Below are 15933 nucleotides of genomic sequence, written 5' to 3' on the forward strand. Positions count from 1 at the left end.
TAAAGTTTTATAATAATTTTTTTAAGTATTATAAAACCTTAGTGGTAAATATTTTATCGAGTATAAAATAGATTTCTACAAATGAATTTATCCTTTTACAGCCCCAGCAACTAATCCCTTTTCAATAAATTTTTGCAAACACATAAATAATACTACTAACGGAATTGACGCTACTATTGAGCCTGCTGCAAATATAGTCCAATGCCTGTTAAAATTCCCACTTATAAACGATCTTAATAAGCACATTATAGTTTGGGTTTCCGGAGTGTTTAATATCATGTTAGAAAGAATGAATTCATTATAGGTTCCTTGAACACTAAAGAAAAACATTACTGCTATCATTGGTCTTGTGAGTGGAAGTATTATTTTAGTAAATATCTGCCAATGTGTAGCTCCATCAACCTTAGCTGATTCATCTAATTCCCTTGGTATTCCATCCATAAAGTTCTTTAAAAGCCATACATTAAAAGCGCTTCCGCCAGCTAAGAATAAAATTAACACAAGCATATTTCCTTGCAATTCAAATTGTGACACAATTGCATATATTGCTGATATTGTCATAGTGGACGGAAACATTTGAAGTATTAAAAGAGATAATAATCCATATTTTCTCCCTTTAAATCTCATTCTAGACACTGCATATGATGCAGTTACTGTCATTACAATTTGTATAATTCCAACCCCTGCGCAAACCGCAAAGGTTCTGCCAAATGCACCAATAAAATCTGTGCTGTCACTTGTGAATATTTCTATATAGTTATTGAAAGTTATTTTTTCAGGTATAATTGTTCCATTAAAGAATGCATCACCAGTTCCAAGTGAAGCTCCTATAACACATAATATTGGAAAAAATATCACTGCTATAGAAATCCATATAAATAATCTTTGAAACCATAATTCTTTTTTTTCAAAACCAGTTAATTTTTTGCAATATTTAATTTTACTAATAGATTCGTTATTAATTTCATTTACATCTAATTGTACTGCGTTTGCCTGCATATTAATCCACCTCCTGAAATGCACCTGTTTTCTTCATTTGTAACAGACTTAATGTTCCAACTATAATAAATATTAATACACTTAATGTTGCAGAATAATCATATTTAAATGATGATACAGTTAATTTATATGCTGCTCCTCCAAGTAAATCTGTCGCTCCTGCATAAGGTGTATCTAATCTTGGTGGTCCACCCTCTGTAAGAATATATGCGATCATAAAATTATTAAAGTTAAATGCAAAGCCTGATATAAGCAAAGGAAGTGATGATGCTGTAATTGATGGCAAAGTAATATATCTAAACCTTGCAAATCTACTTGCTCCGTCAATTTTGGCTGCCTCATAATAGGATTTATCAACTGCTGACAATGCACCTAAACATACATTCATCATCCAAGGAAACCCTAGCCATAGATTAACCATTATAACTCCAACTCTTGCCCAAAATACGCTTGTAAGCCATGGAATATTATTATCAATAAGATGGAATTTAGTTAATACTATATTTATTCCACCATAATCTTGATTTAATAATCCAGTCCATGCAAGCATAGAAATTGTTCCTGGAATTGCCCATGGCAAAATAAGTAATGCTTTATATATATTCCTTTCCCTCATATTTTCATTGCTTAACACTAGTGCAAATATAAGGCCTATAAGATATGTTCCAAAAGCAGATATAAGTGCAAAAACTATAGTCCAAATAAATACAGGTAAAAATATAGATTTTAAGGGACCTGTTAATATTTCTTTATAATTTTTGAATCCAACAAAATCATAACTAAGAAGATGGTCCAAGTTAAAATTCGTGAAGCTTATCCATATTGTATAAATAACAGGTAAAAAGCTTAATATAAATATAGATAACATAAGTGGTGATGAATAAATATATGGCATAAATCTGCTTTTACTTTTAGTTTTTTCCATTTTCTCTCCTCCCTACTACATTCGATTTGCTGCTAAAAAATCATAATATCTATATGTAATTTCGAAGCAGCAAATTAATAAATATTTATTTCATAGCTGTAATTTTTTCTTTCATTTGCTTTACAATATTATCAGCAGTATCTTTTGGATTTTGTTCACCTGTTACCATGGCTGTAATATTTTGTTTTGCTGGTTCCCACACTTGTCCAAATTCAGGAGCACAAGACATAGGTGTAGCATGTTTAGATTGTTCTGCAAATACATTAGTTATAGGATCATTTTTAATTTCATCCTTTTGTTGTTCCGATTTAAGGACAGGAATTGCAGCTGTTTGCTTAAATAATTTATATGGTCCGCTTTTAGCTAAATAACCCATGAAGTCCCATGCTAAATCCTTCTTTTTTGAAGAACTTGGAACTAAAGCAAGTTTAACTCCACAAACTGTTGGTGTTGGGGCTCCATTTATTTGAGGAAATGGTGCTACACCAAAATTAACATTAGCAGATTTAAATGCATTTACATCCCATGGTCCACTTAAATAAAAACCTATTTTTCCATTTTGGAAATTTCCCTTAGCTATATCACCAGTAACACTTGCACTAATCATATTTGAAGTCGCAAGGGAATTTATCATTTCAAAACCTTTTATGGCTCCTGGATTGTTTAATCCAATATCATTAGTATCAATTTTCCCATCTTTACTCTTAAATACATAGCCCCCATTTCCTTGAATCAAAGCTAAACTATAATAAAAATCATTTAAGCAATAATTAAAACCTACTGTCTTAGCTTGTTCAATCATTTCATCCCAGGTCTTAGGTACAGTTTTTACTAAATCTTTGTTATAAAATAGTACATAAGTTTCTAATGTTAGAGGTACACCATATCTCTTACCGTCAATTGCACTTGCTTCTAAAGCTGCATCAATATAATCACTTTCATCCATTACACCACTTTTAACTTCATCTAATAATCCTCCTTTTACATGTGCGCCTAAGTGGTCATTTGCAACTCCTATAAGAACATCTGGAGCTTTACCACCTTTAGCTGCTGTAACTAGAGAATCATATCCACCTTTATCTTCAACTACTTTAACTTTATGTCCAGACTGCTTAGCCCAATCGTTAGCCATATCTTGGACTATTTTTAAGTCTTCATTTTGATATTGAGACCAAATTGTTATTTCATTTGGATCATCCTTTTTACCACATCCCATAAACATTGTTCCTAACACAGCTGTTGAAAGTAAACCTGCTATTATAGTTCTTATTGACTTTTTCATTATTAATTCCTCCCTATTTCTATTCAGTAAACCTATTAACAATTCAGTTAACCGGTTAAATTTCTAACTAAATTACTTTTTTAAATAAGCCTTAATTAATATTGTCTCTTCTTTATTAACATGACAATGTAATACATTTTGATTAACTTCATATTTAAAGCCATCTCCATATAGTATTTCCAAAGAGTCTACATCTCCAATAGAATCTAGTGGTATTACAATAAAATTCTTTCTTCTATCTTGCGACTTAACAAATATTATTGCTTCATTTTCATTAAATCTGCTATACACTACATTTTTACTGTTACACTTTAAAAATTTGAAGCTTCCATTTTTAAGTACACTTTCCTTTTTTCTAAGTTCAATCATCCTTTTATATAACTCATATATTTCTTTGTCTTGATATTCACTTCTCCACTCCATTGGATATCTTGAACCTTGATCACTTAAATGATTTCCTTGAATCAGCACTTCGTCTCCATAATAAATACATGGCGCTCCGATGAAAGTAAATAGCATTACTATTGCAGTCTTTAAATTATCTCTATCTATAATTGGTGATGTGTGAAGCCTATGTAAATCATGGCTGCTTAATAAATTTAGCTGTAGATTTTGAAGCTGATGAGGTAATTTTCCATAATGCCTTATTACCTCTTCCTTGAAAATTTCTCCATTATTGGTCTTCATTTTTAAATTATCAATTTTCCAGCTTAAGAATTTATCATTTTCTCCTAAATATCTTCTAACTGGCCTCATAAATCCAAAATAATTCATAGTTCCATCCCACATATCACCTTGAAGATACTCACTGCAATCAGTCCAATGCTCAGCTACTATATATGCATTATCATTTACTGATTTAATTGATTGTCTGACTTCTCTCCAAATATCTTTATCCATTTGAACCTTGTTCATTTTTCCTACATTATGACCTACATCTAATCTCCATCCATCAATATTGTATGGACCCTTAAGCCAGCGCTTTAATACACTATCTTCACTTTTAAATATAACGTCTTGTAATTCAATATTGGTATAATTTAATACTGGTAATGTTTTCACTCCATTCCAAAGCTCAAAATCACCATTTTCTTTTTCATAATAATATTCAGGATGCTCCTCAATCCACTTATTCGTTATTCCTGTATGATTTATTGAAATATCAAGAATAACCTTTATTCCATTTTCATGTAATTTTTCAACTAGTTCTTCTAACCCTTTATTTCCACCAAAATGCTTGTCCACATTAAAGAAGTTATCACAATCATATTTGTGATTTGATGGTGAAGAAAATATAGGATTTAAATATAAAGCATTAACTCCAAGATTTTTTAAATAATCAATCTTTTTTTCTATTCCCTTTAAATCGCCTCCATAAAAATTTAAATTGCCATATTCTTCATAATTACCTGGCGGTTCATTCCAAGATATTGCTTTTGAAGAGAAACCATACTCCTCATATTCAAAATCCTTAACATCATTACTTACATCACCATTAAAAAATCTATCAACAAAGATTTGATAAAATATTGATTCTTTTACCCATGAAGGTTCAAGAAAATCAGCTATAATTTTAAAATCATAATCTTCATTAATGTTATATTGAAATACTCCTAATTGATTATAAAAATAAGTTCGATCTTCAGTTAATATTATAAAATGATAGTTTATTATTGGTTGATTTATTTTTACATATGCTATATAAACGCTATACTTTCCCTCTTCTGTTTCTTCCATTTGAACTAAAGTTTCTTCTCCATTTGTTAACCTTCTAAGATAAACTCTTTGAACAGGAGATTTTTGTATGATTCTTATTTTTACTTTAATCTTATCTCCAATACTGGGGTTTGGTTTGCTTAAAAATCTCTCGCTACCATCTGAAAATATAGTATTTAACCAACTAGAATTACAAATTTGCATAGAATTTCTTTTCGCCTCCTTAAATTAAGTTTTACAAGAAATCATAATTAAATATATATTGCATAAAATTTCTATAATTTTATTATTAATAAATGATTATATCCACTTTTTGCTATAAACTTATTATTGCAATATATTATATAATTTCTAATCCATTTAGTTAACCGGTTAAATTTAAAACATTTTAATTTCAATCTAGATTATATCTTTATATTATCACTTTTGTAAACATTGTCAATAATTTTTATTTTGTATTTTTTTATTTATTTTTGGTTAATCGGTTATATTTCTTCACAAATTTTGCAGATATCTGGTTATTTATATTGAATAATACGCATTATTATGCTAATGTCTAGTTATATTTAACCAAGCAAATTTTTATATGAATAGGAGAAACATTTATGAAAAGCAACGGCAAGTCAACGATTAAGGATGTGGCTAGAGAAGCTCAAGTGTCTACTGCTACTGTTTCTTATGTCATAAATAATATAAATAAAGTTACACCTGATACTAGAGAAAAGGTTTTGGAAACAATAAAAAAATTAAATTATACGCCTAGTAGCGTTGCTAGAAGCCTTGCAAGACAGCAGTCAAAATATATTGCTTTAATTACCCCTTTTGAAGATAAATCTAAGCGTTCAATACTTAGTGAAAATCCCTTTTTCCAAGAATTTATAAGCGGAGTTCATTATAAATGCAGTGAAAATGGCTTTAATACTACCTTTCTAGGTATAGATGATGAAGAAAAATTTTTAAGTCTTATTAATTCAGGTGATTTATCAGGAATAATAATTCTGGGATATATTGGCGAAAAACATTATCAAGTATTATCTAAGTTATCAATTCCAATAATATTATTAGATCAAGAACGAAGCGAAAAACCATTCATAAACTTATTATCAGCTGATGAAGCTGGCGGCTTTATGGCTACAGAATACTTAATAAATCACGGTCATAAAAAAATAGCCTTTGCCTCAGGAAACTTTTGGACTTCTTCAGTTTTCAGCCATCGTTTCGATGGTTTTAGAAAAGCCCTCAGTCTCCACAACTTAAGCTTCGATACTAATTTAATTTTTCAAACAGAAGTATCTTATGATGATGGATTTATACTTGCCGAAACCATTAAAAATAATTTGAATAATTTTTCTGCACTTTTTTGCACTTCGGATATTTTAGCTTTAGGAATTATTAAAGGCCTATATTCTTATGGTATCCACGTTCCAAATGAGCTTTCAATAGTAGGTTTTGATAATATAAAGCACAGCAAATTTTTTATACCAGGTTTAACTACTGTAAACCAAGATATCTTTGCAAAGGGTGAAACAGCTGTTGAATTAATAATGGAGAGAGGCTCATCTCCAGATAAACTTCATAATGAAACAATTTTAAATCCAGTTGATTTTATTGAAAGAGAATCTGTTAATACAATATCTTAAATTATATAAATCATAATCAAGATAAATTAGGATATTTAATAATTAAATTGTCCCAATTTGTGATACTTTTATATTTTTTAAGTTTAAAATGAATCTAAATAAAAGAATTATATTTGCTAGCAAAAATAGCCTAGAGTATAGAAATAAAAATACTCTAGGCTATTTTAAACATTTATTATTAAATTTAAAAAGAAATACTTTTAAATTATATGATTGTAAGGCTTAATATAGGTGACATGCAACTAAATGATTATCTTCAACCATTTTTTCCTCTGGTGAAACTTCAGCACATATTGATTTTGCATATGGACACCTAGTGTGAAATCTACATCCTGTTGGAATATTCATAGGACTTGGAATATCTCCTTCAATAATATTTCTTTTTGCCTCATTTGCTTTTATAGGATCAGCTATTGGTATAGAAGATAAAAGCCCTTTTGTATATGGATGAAGTGGATTCTTATATAAATCATTACTTCTTCCCACTTCAACAATACTTCCTAAATACATTACTCCAATTCTATCCGAAATGTGCCTTACCATAGATAAATCATGTGCTACAAAAAGATACGTTAATCCCATTTCTTTTTGCAAATCCTCTAGCATATTAACAACTTGAGCTTGTATAGATACATCTAAGGCTGATATTGGTTCATCACACAGTACAAAATCTGGATTGGTTGACACTGCTCTTGCAATACCAATTCTTTGACATTGACCTCCACTAAATTCATGTGGAAATTTTTCCATATCAGCTTCTTTGAGACCAACCATTTGAAGGAGATTTTGAATTTTTTCTTCTCTTTCAATTTTGTTTAAGCTTGTATGTAAAGATAAAGGTTCATCAATTAATTCTTTAACATTCATATAAGGATTAAGAGATGAATATGGATCTTGGAAGATAATCTGCATTTTTTTATAATATTCTTTCATTTGTTTTTTATTTAATTTGGCAATATTAGTTCCTTCGAAAAATATATCTCCATCCGTTACATCATAAAGCCTAGTTATTGTTCTGCCTAAGGTAGATTTTCCACAACCTGATTCTCCAACCAATCCAAATGTTTCTCCCCTTTTAATTTCCAAAGAAACTCCATCTACAGCCTTTATAACATTATATTTACTATTAATAATTCCATTTTTAACTGGAAAATACTTTTTTAAATCTTTTACTTCTATTAATATGTCATTATTTTTATCCATACTTATCTCCTTTCTAAACACCAATACCCAATATTTTTAATCTAACCCCACAATAATAATCGAAAAGCCTTCAGCTTTTCCTCCACAATTGTTAATTGTTAACTGTTAATTGTAAATTGAAAAGACACATACTCTTATGTGTTTCACTAAAGCTCTTATATTCTGGAATTTTGCTACTACATTCTGGCTTTGCAAATGCACATCTTTCTGCAAATGGACATCCCTTTGGTGGATTTAATAGAGAAGGTGCTGAACCCTTTATTGGTTCTAATCTTACTTTCTCATCCCCGTTTACCTTAGGTATTGAATTTAATAATGCTTTTGTATATGGATGAAGTGAAGAATAAAAGATTTCTTCTGTAGTTCCTTCTTCCATTATTAAGCCACCATACATAACTGCAATTCTATTGCATAAACTAGCTACTACCCCAAGATCATGTGTTATAAGAATTATTGACATATTATTTTTATCTTTAAGTTCCTTTAAAAGTTCTAATATTTGAGCTTGAATAGTTACATCTAATGCTGTTGTAGGCTCGTCTGCTATTAAAAGCTTAGGATCACAAGCAAGTGCCATTGCTATTAAAACTCTTTGTCTCATGCCACCACTGAATTCATGAGGATATTGGTCAATCCTTTTTTCAGCCATTGGTATTCCAACATCCTTTAAGACATCGATTGCCATTTTTTTAGCTTCTCTTTTATTAACACCTCTATGCCTAACTAAAACCTCTATAATGTGATCCCCTATTTTCTTTAAGGGATTTAAGGCTGTCATAGGATCTTGAAATATCATAGCTATTTCTTTTCCTTTGATTTTTCTCATTTCTTTGCTTGATAAATTTAATATATTCTTTTCTTCAAAATAAACTTCCCCTGAATCTATCTTAGCATTTTTAGGAAGTATTCCAATTACAGATTTCATAAGAACACTTTTCCCACTCCCTGATTCTCCTACGATACCTAAAATTTCTCCAGAGTTTATTTCAATATTTACTCCTCTTACTGCTTCTATTTTGTTATCCTTGCTGTAAAAAGTAGTTTTCAAATCTTTTACTTTAAGAAGCGTTTCTTTATTCATATTATTATCGTTCACCTCCAGCAGTCTTAGGCTCTACAAGCACTCTAAGAGTATTTCCAAGTTTATTAAATGAATATATTGTAAGAATTATTAATATACCTGGCAATATAGCCATATATGGAGCACTTTGCAAATTTGCCTGCGCATTTTGAAGTAAATTTCCCCAGGACGACATTGGCTGTTGAATTCCAAGTCCTAAGAAGCTAAGAGAAGATTCTGTCATTATCGCTCCCGCTATACTTGTTGTTGAAGCAATTATAATAGTTGGAAATACACTTGGAATAATGTGCTTAATTATTATGGTTTTAGAAGATTGTCCAATAGAAATTGCATATAAGACATATTCTCTTTCCTTTATAGAAAGGGTTTCTGCACGAACAAGCCTTGCAATCTCCATCCAAGTAAATAGACCTATTACAATTATTATAGCTTGAAGTCCTGGTTTTAAGAAAATACTTATTACTGTTACAAGTATTAACCATGGAATAGATGATATAATATCAACAAATCTCATTAAAATATTATCTATTTTCCCTCCAAAATAACCGCTTACTGTCCCAACAAAAACGCCTATTGATGTAGAAATTATCATTGCAAGTACTCCCACTATAAGTGATACTCTTCCCCCATATATGGTTCTAGTTAAATAATCTCTTCCAAGTTCATCAGTACCAAATAAATGCTCCATACTTGGAGTTTGAAGCATATTAGCTGTGTTTGTTGCATCAGGATTTATAGGTATTAGGAATGCAAATGCTGAAAGAACTATAATAAAAATAATAAAAACTACTGAAAAAATAGCACTTTTACTATTTTTGAGTTCATCTTTAAAATTCTTTATTCGTCTATTTTTCACAAACTTCACCTCATTCCTCTTATTCTTGGGTCTATTAAGCTATACAATATATCAGACAATAAATTTCCTAGTATAACTAATGATGACGATAATACTAATATTGCCATAATTACAGGATAATCCATCCCCTTAATAGCTGTTATAAAATATGGCCCAACGCCTGACCATCCAAAGATAGTTTCTGTTATCATTCCACCTGTTACAAGCATAGGCAATGCCATTCCAACCTTCGTCACTATAGGTAATAATACATTTTTGCATATGTGCTTAAATAATATTTCTACATTACTTCCACCAAATGCATCTTGAACCATTACATAATTCTGTGTTACTTGACCTATTGTTGAGGATCTTACGTATCTTATAAGTTCTGGTAAAAAAGCAAAAGTTAAAACAAAACAAGGCATTATAAAATGAACTATAAAATCTGAAAAGGAATCTTCCTTACCAATAGTGTTCATTCCTAATATAGGCAATAAAGATAGCTTGTATCCAAATATAAATATAATTATCATAGCAAACCAAAAGGTTGGTATTGCTATGCCTATTGAGCAAAACCCATCAATAATTTTGTCAATAAGCTTATTCTTATTTGCTCCAGCTAGTAATCCTAAAATTATTGAAATTATAACTGCTAATAAATATGAAGGTAATACCAATTTTATAGTAGCTGGTATTCTTGCAGCCAAATCATTAGCTATACTTTCATGAGTAACTATTGAATATCCAAATTGTCCACTTAATATTCCTTTTAGCCATAAAAAATATTGAACATAAGCTGGTTTATCAAATCCATATTTTGCTTTTATTAAATTGACAGTTTCTTCTGGCATATTAGGTGTAGCCATTGCATCAATTGCATTATATGGAGCTAACTTAATAAAAGTAAAACATATTATTGAAATTATAAAAAGCAATGGAATTGCTTGAAGAATTCTCTTTAATATATATTTAGCCACTACCTTGTCACTTCCTTTATTAATAAATTATAAATGGGGAATAATTATTTGTTATTCCCCATTTGATTAACTATAATAATTTTTTAATTTATCTTATTTAAAAAACAACTTTGACATATCTTCAAAAGTATATACTGGAACTAGAGCTGCCTCTTTAACTCCATCTATATTAGAGCTCATAACAAGGATTCTCTTATTTTCAAGGATTGGATAGAAATATACATCAGCTTGAATTTGTTTTTGAACTTCATTATATATGTCTTTTCTTTTTGCTTCATCCTTTTCTACTCTTCCAGCATTAAATAAATCCACAAGTTTGTTGTTATCAAAATGGCTATAGTTGTGTGAACCTGGTATAAACAAGGAATTAAATGTATCTGGATCTATTCCCATAATGTATCCACCAAGGAACATATCATAATCACTACTTGGGTCTTTCATTTTTTGTGTAATAGCTGCTGATTCTCCTCCAGCAAGCTCAACATCAATTCCAACCGCTTTAAGATTTTGTTGAATTATAGCAGCATCCTTTTGGTAAGGCACATTATTTCCTACATATCCAAGTTTAAGTTTAAGTCCAGATACTCCAGCTTTAGCTAAAAGTTCCTTTGCTTTATCTTGATTATAGTCATATTTTTCAACATCTGTTGTATGATATTTGCTTTCATTTGGAAGGAAAGTATAAGCTTCCTTTGCATATTCATCTGACCCATAAGCAGCATTAATTAAATCTTTTCTATTAAGTGCATAGAAAATAGCTTTTCTTACATCTTCATTTTGAAGCTTAGGAGATTTAGAGTTCATTACCATATAAGCAATTCTACCTTCATCATAAGTGTAAGTAGATAATTTGTCATCTTTTAAATCTTTTAAATCACTAGATTGGACTATTAATGCATTTATTTCTCCCTTTTTAATAGCAAGTTTAGCTGTATTTGCATCTGGTATAATCTTAAATACAACATTTGGTATTTTGGCTGCACCTAAGAAATAGTCATCATTTTTTGCAAACTTAACATATTGACCAGCTTTGTATTCCTCTAATTTATAAGGCCCAGTTCCAACTGGTTTTGCATTCTTTTCACTGTTTTCAAAATTTGATTCACCTTCATAAATGTGCTTAGGCATTATAAAAATATTTCCTAAAAGTTCTATTGCTGGTGCACTAACTTCTGGAAGTATAAAGTTAACGGTATAATCATCAACCTTTTCTACTTTTACTGGTTTTCCATTAAATATTAATTGGCTATATGCCCATCCAGCGTTCTTTTCTTTTAACATTTCATTGTAAGTGAAAACTACATCATCAGCTGTGAATTTTTCTCCATCACTCCACTTAACATCTTTCCTAAGCTTTGCTGTATATGTCAATTTATCTTCTGATGGAGTCATACTTTCCGCTAGGAAATATTCAATTTTGTCTGCGTTATACATATATAATGGTGAATATAAAGCTTTTATTTCCATCAAGCCATAACGATCACTTGTTGTTATTACATTTACAGAATTCCCTGGATCTCCATCAATACCATATATAAAGGTGTCTTGTTTTGGAGTACTTGTTTCAGTTTTTGCATTATTACTTGCGGCACCGCATCCAGTTAAAATCCCTATTGCCGTAATTCCTACAATTAAAATCTTTGATATTTTTCCTATTTTCATTTGTTTTTCCCCCTTATTTATTTTAACATTTACAAATATTATTACTGTATGATATTATTCGCTAATATTTTTTCACACAATCCCTATACATTTACTTGGTTTATATTCAGATTATATCACTCAGATTTACTTTGTCAATATAATATTTATATATTTTTGTAGTAATACTTAAATGACAATGAAAAAAATACTTGAATCACAACATTTTCATATGGTGATTCAAGTATTTTATTTTTATTTCTATGCTTTTATATGTTTTTTAATCCAAGTTAAAACCAGTCCAAACCAAGCTTCTGCACTCTTATTAATATGAGCTGCTTCATTTGCAGTTACTTCATTGCAAAGAGCTAGTCCATGAACACCGTCTTCAAATATATGAAGCTCATATGGTACTCCTTTTTTAGATAATTCAGCAGCAAAATTTATTGAATTTCCCACAGGCACTAAACCATCATTAGCAGTATGCCAGATGAAAGTTGGAGGAGTATTCTTTGAAACATAATTTACCGGACTTAATTCCTTAAGGTATTCTTTTGATGGATTTGGTTCTCCAAAAAGAGCATTATTAGATATTCCCCAAAATTCATTTAAACCAGGATCATTTATTTCTAATTTTAGTTCCTCCATTAAGTTGTAATCTAAGACTGGATATCCTAGTATAAGTCCATTTGGTTTAAACAATTCGCTTTCAACTTTAAATTTATTTTTAAGCAATTCACTATCCCAATGCACTCCTAAACTACCTACTAAATGCCCCCCTGCCGAAAATCCGCACACAAAAATTTTATTTGTATCCACTGACCATTCATCTGCATTTTTTCTAATAGTTAATATTGCTTTTCCTAAATCAAATAAAGGCTGTGGATATTTAGAATTTTCATTTCCTTTAGGCAGATTATTAAAATCTATATTTTGCTTATTGTAATGTGTTGTATATCTAAGTACAAAAGTATTATAGCCTTCTCCTGCAAATTTCATTGCAATTGGCTCAGCTTCTCTATCTGAAGTCATTAAATATCCCCCACCTGGACATATAAGTATTGTAGGACGTCTTTTAATTTTTATTTCTGGTGAATTATCAAGAATATATGATATTAGTGTAACTTCTTCATTGTTTTCCCATAATTTAATTTTAGTAATTCGCATAAGAATACCCTCTTTCTTTAAATCTCTAATGCAATTATATCACTATTATACAATTATTAAATTGTAGCTTTTCACTAAATGTATACATTTTCATTATTAAAACTCACATTTTATTTTTACCTTGTTTAAAAAATGCCTCTGAAATTTTTTTAATTTCAAAGACATTCTGAATTCAACTTATGATGTTAACAATTAGTTATTCTTCTGTGCAAACAGCAACTTGATTTCTTCCAGATTTTTTTGCACTATAAAGAGCTTTATCTGCTTCCCTTATAAAATCCTTTATGGTCATATTTTCATTAGGAATTACTGCTGCTGCACCAATTGATAGTGTTACTCTATCTGAAATCTTTGAAAATTCATGTGGTATATTAAGTTCTGCTATTGCGCTTTTTATATTTTCTGCTAATTTTACAGCTTGATCAATTGAGCTTTTTTCTAAGACCACCATAAATTCATCTCCACCATATCTTGCAATAAAATGTAATTTTATATTCATATTTTTCAAAGCATTAGCTACCTTTGTTATACATTTATCTCCTTCTACATGACCTAAATTATCGTTATATTCCTTAAAATAATCTATATCAATAATGAGCAAGGCGATGCTGCTTCTATCTTTAATACTTGAATTCCAAATATGATCCATATAATCGTCAAATTTACGCCTATTGGCAATCCCTGTTAACTTATCCTCCTCAGATAAAGATAATAATAATTCATTTAAACTTTTCAACTCCATAGATTTTATTACATTATTAAGAGCTATTGCAGCATATGCGGATAGTGATTTAACCATTTCAACATGATATGGCGTAAATGCATCTTTTTCTGTACTTTGTATTGTAATTATTCCAATAGTTTTTGTATCTACTATAAGTGGACAAAAAATAAAAGAATTTAATTCTGCATTATTGCCTGTCTTAGATAAATATTCATATTTTTTTTGATCTATATATTTATCAAACTCTTTACTTATATCATTTATTACAATTAAATCTTTCTGCTGAATACATTTCCACGCAAAAGTGTCACTCTCATTGATTAATAAAAGTTCCCTTCTTCCTTTTTGCCCTCTATCCACAGTATATAAATAATCAATCTTGTAATTTTCCTCATCATAAAGTCCAACAGCAAAATAAGATAAATTCATAAAACTCTTAATACTTAAGTGAAGTATTTCCATTAAGGTCTCCATATCCAAAGTTGATGTCATCTTTTGCCCCAACTCACTAATTATAGAAATCTTTTCAACAAGCATTTGTAAAGATTCTCTTTGCATTTGTAAATTTATGTTCTTCTCTACAATCTTGTTATTTTCTTTTTCAATTTCTTTTAATTTCTTTTTTACACTTAAATTATCTGCTACATTGCTATAATATGATTTATTTTGAACTTCTTCCTGTTCATAGTGCAACTTAGTGTATTTAAAGGCATTTTCATAATCTCCTAGTTCTCCATAAAAAGTTGATAGCATAATAGATATTTTAGATACCTTTTCAGGTATCTTATATTTAAGTGATAAATTACAAGCACTAATTAATATTTCTAAAGCTTCATTTATTCTTTTTCTATCTTTTAAATATTCAGCATAACTAATTAATGCTTCAATTTTGTAATTAGGCAAAGCTTCCTTTTCATTTAATTCCATTGCAATGTGGAAATATTCATCTACCTTATCATAAAAACCCCTTTTCCATAAACTTAATGCCATTAATTTATAAGCATCTGCTTCAGCTATTGTATGATTATATTTCTTTAAATACTTTAGAGCTTGAAAAGAAAGCTTATCAGCTTTTTCATAATCCTCAAGTTCATAATATACTTCACCCAAACTTAGTATTATCAATCCCTTAGTTAATGCATAATCAAACTTTTCATCAATGTCATATGCTTTTATGCAATAAGCTAATGCATCTTCAAATTTCCTTAATTTTTTATAATTCTCTGCTATATTATTAAAAGTCATTACCATTGCCTTTTTCGAAGTAAACTCTTCATGATATTTTTTCCCAAAATCAATTTTTTCCGCAACCATCTGGGCATTATCATGAAAATCCATACTTCTTTCTATATCCCCTGCATGAAGAAATAAAACTCCCAAAATATTATAGGCCATCCATTGAAGATCGTAGAATTCTTCTATAATAAAGTAGCGTAGTGAATCAATCAATAAGAGTATGGCTTTTTCACCTTTACCAATATTATGATAACAATGTGCCATATATAAATTAGCTAACTTTTCACCAAATACGTAATTTATCTCTTTGCACAAGTCAATTGCATATTTTAAGGTTTCTATTCCGCGCTTTGAATCAATATATCTTAGATCGTTTCCCTCTTTTAAAATTGCATTAATCTTATTTCTCATATCCTCTTCTTTCATAAGATTTCTCCTATACTATACACTCTCCTAAAATTATACATTTTCTTTTTATATTATATTATACTATTTTTTTTAGGT

12 protein-coding genes are annotated in these 15933 nt (G+C 29.6%); 1 reads left to right on the plus strand and 11 read right to left on the minus strand.

What is annotated here, in order from left to right; translation table 11 throughout:
• Window positions 1-87: 87 nt before the first annotated feature.
• The 4 genes from GXK56_RS05380 to GXK56_RS05395 form a co-directional block, all read right to left on the minus strand.
• Entirely contained in the window at window positions 88-999 is a 912-nt protein-coding gene (locus tag GXK56_RS05380) for a sugar ABC transporter permease (protein WP_160685905.1), read from the minus strand.
• A gap of 1 nt (window position 1000) precedes the next feature.
• The gene (locus GXK56_RS05385) at window positions 1001-1924 is read right to left on the minus strand and encodes a sugar ABC transporter permease (RefSeq protein ID WP_160685907.1); all 924 of its coding nucleotides are present in this window, start codon (window positions 1922-1924) and stop codon (window positions 1001-1003) included.
• A gap of 85 nt (window positions 1925-2009) precedes the next feature.
• Window positions 2010-3206, minus strand: coding sequence for a maltose ABC transporter substrate-binding protein (locus GXK56_RS05390; protein WP_160685909.1), 1197 nt, complete (start codon window positions 3204-3206; stop codon window positions 2010-2012).
• Window positions 3207-3278: 72 nt separating this feature from the next.
• Window positions 3279-5126 (minus strand): alpha-amylase family glycosyl hydrolase, encoded by a 1848-nt coding sequence (locus GXK56_RS05395; RefSeq protein ID WP_160685911.1) that lies wholly within the window; start codon window positions 5124-5126, stop codon window positions 3279-3281.
• Between the two features lie 401 nt (window positions 5127-5527).
• Here GXK56_RS05395 and GXK56_RS05400 point away from each other — a divergent pair, with 401 nt between their 5' ends.
• The gene (locus GXK56_RS05400) at window positions 5528-6562 is read left to right on the plus strand and encodes a LacI family DNA-binding transcriptional regulator (protein ID WP_160685913.1); all 1035 of its coding nucleotides are present in this window, start codon (window positions 5528-5530) and stop codon (window positions 6560-6562) included.
• Between the two features lie 222 nt (window positions 6563-6784).
• Here the strand turns inward: GXK56_RS05400 and GXK56_RS05405 are convergent, their stop codons facing one another.
• The 7 genes from GXK56_RS05405 to GXK56_RS05435 all read right to left on the minus strand — a co-directional run bounded on the left by GXK56_RS05405 (window position 6785) and on the right by GXK56_RS05435 (window position 15855).
• A complete protein-coding gene (locus tag GXK56_RS05405) occupies window positions 6785-7765 on the minus strand; it encodes an ABC transporter ATP-binding protein (RefSeq protein WP_160685915.1) in 981 nt (326 codons plus the stop codon).
• Window positions 7766-7856: 91 nt separating this feature from the next.
• Window positions 7857-8846, minus strand: a complete 990-nt coding sequence (locus GXK56_RS05410) for an ABC transporter ATP-binding protein (protein WP_160685917.1) — start codon at window positions 8844-8846, stop codon at window positions 7857-7859.
• Window positions 8847-8850: 4 nt separating this feature from the next.
• Window positions 8851-9702 carry an ABC transporter permease gene (locus tag GXK56_RS05415; RefSeq protein WP_160685919.1) on the minus strand — a complete coding sequence of 284 codons (852 nt, stop codon included), beginning with the start codon at window positions 9700-9702 and terminating at the stop codon, window positions 8851-8853.
• A gap of 5 nt (window positions 9703-9707) precedes the next feature.
• Window positions 9708-10661 carry an ABC transporter permease gene (locus tag GXK56_RS05420; protein WP_160685921.1) on the minus strand — a complete coding sequence of 318 codons (954 nt, stop codon included), beginning with the start codon at window positions 10659-10661 and terminating at the stop codon, window positions 9708-9710.
• A 93-nt stretch (window positions 10662-10754) separates the two neighbouring features.
• Window positions 10755-12323, minus strand: coding sequence for an ABC transporter substrate-binding protein (locus GXK56_RS05425; RefSeq protein WP_160685923.1), 1569 nt, complete (start codon window positions 12321-12323; stop codon window positions 10755-10757).
• Window positions 12324-12563: 240 nt separating this feature from the next.
• Complete coding sequence (locus GXK56_RS05430) at window positions 12564-13469, minus strand: alpha/beta hydrolase (protein ID WP_160685925.1); 906 nt, start codon at window positions 13467-13469, stop codon at window positions 12564-12566.
• A 196-nt stretch (window positions 13470-13665) separates the two neighbouring features.
• Window positions 13666-15855 carry a diguanylate cyclase gene (locus GXK56_RS05435; protein ID WP_160685927.1) on the minus strand — a complete coding sequence of 730 codons (2190 nt, stop codon included), beginning with the start codon at window positions 15853-15855 and terminating at the stop codon, window positions 13666-13668.
• Between the last annotated feature and the right edge of the window lie 78 nt (window positions 15856-15933).

Origin of the sequence: Clostridium sp. C2-6-12, assembly GCF_009928485.1 — a bacterium.
GTDB lineage: Bacteria > Bacillota > Clostridia > Clostridiales > Clostridiaceae > Clostridium.

Coding starts and splice junctions, on each gene's coding strand:
- GXK56_RS05380 (WP_160685905.1), bottom strand. CDS start 999: ATGCAGGCAAACGCAGTACAATTAGATGTAAATGAAATTAATAACGAA.
- GXK56_RS05385 (WP_160685907.1), bottom strand. CDS start 1,924: ATGGAAAAAACTAAAAGTAAAAGCAGATTTATGCCATATATTTATTCA.
- GXK56_RS05390 (WP_160685909.1), bottom strand. CDS start 3,206: ATGAAAAAGTCAATAAGAACTATAATAGCAGGTTTACTTTCAACAGCT.
- GXK56_RS05395 (WP_160685911.1), bottom strand. CDS start 5,126: ATGCAAATTTGTAATTCTAGTTGGTTAAATACTATATTTTCAGATGGT.
- GXK56_RS05400 (WP_160685913.1), top strand. CDS start 5,528: ATGAAAAGCAACGGCAAGTCAACGATTAAGGATGTGGCTAGAGAAGCT.
- GXK56_RS05405 (WP_160685915.1), bottom strand. CDS start 7,765: ATGGATAAAAATAATGACATATTAATAGAAGTAAAAGATTTAAAAAAG.
- GXK56_RS05410 (WP_160685917.1), bottom strand. CDS start 8,846: ATGAATAAAGAAACGCTTCTTAAAGTAAAAGATTTGAAAACTACTTTT.
- GXK56_RS05425 (WP_160685923.1), bottom strand. CDS start 12,323: ATGAAAATAGGAAAAATATCAAAGATTTTAATTGTAGGAATTACGGCA.
- GXK56_RS05430 (WP_160685925.1), bottom strand. CDS start 13,469: ATGCGAATTACTAAAATTAAATTATGGGAAAACAATGAAGAAGTTACA.
- GXK56_RS05435 (WP_160685927.1), bottom strand. CDS start 15,855: ATGAAAGAAGAGGATATGAGAAATAAGATTAATGCAATTTTAAAAGAG.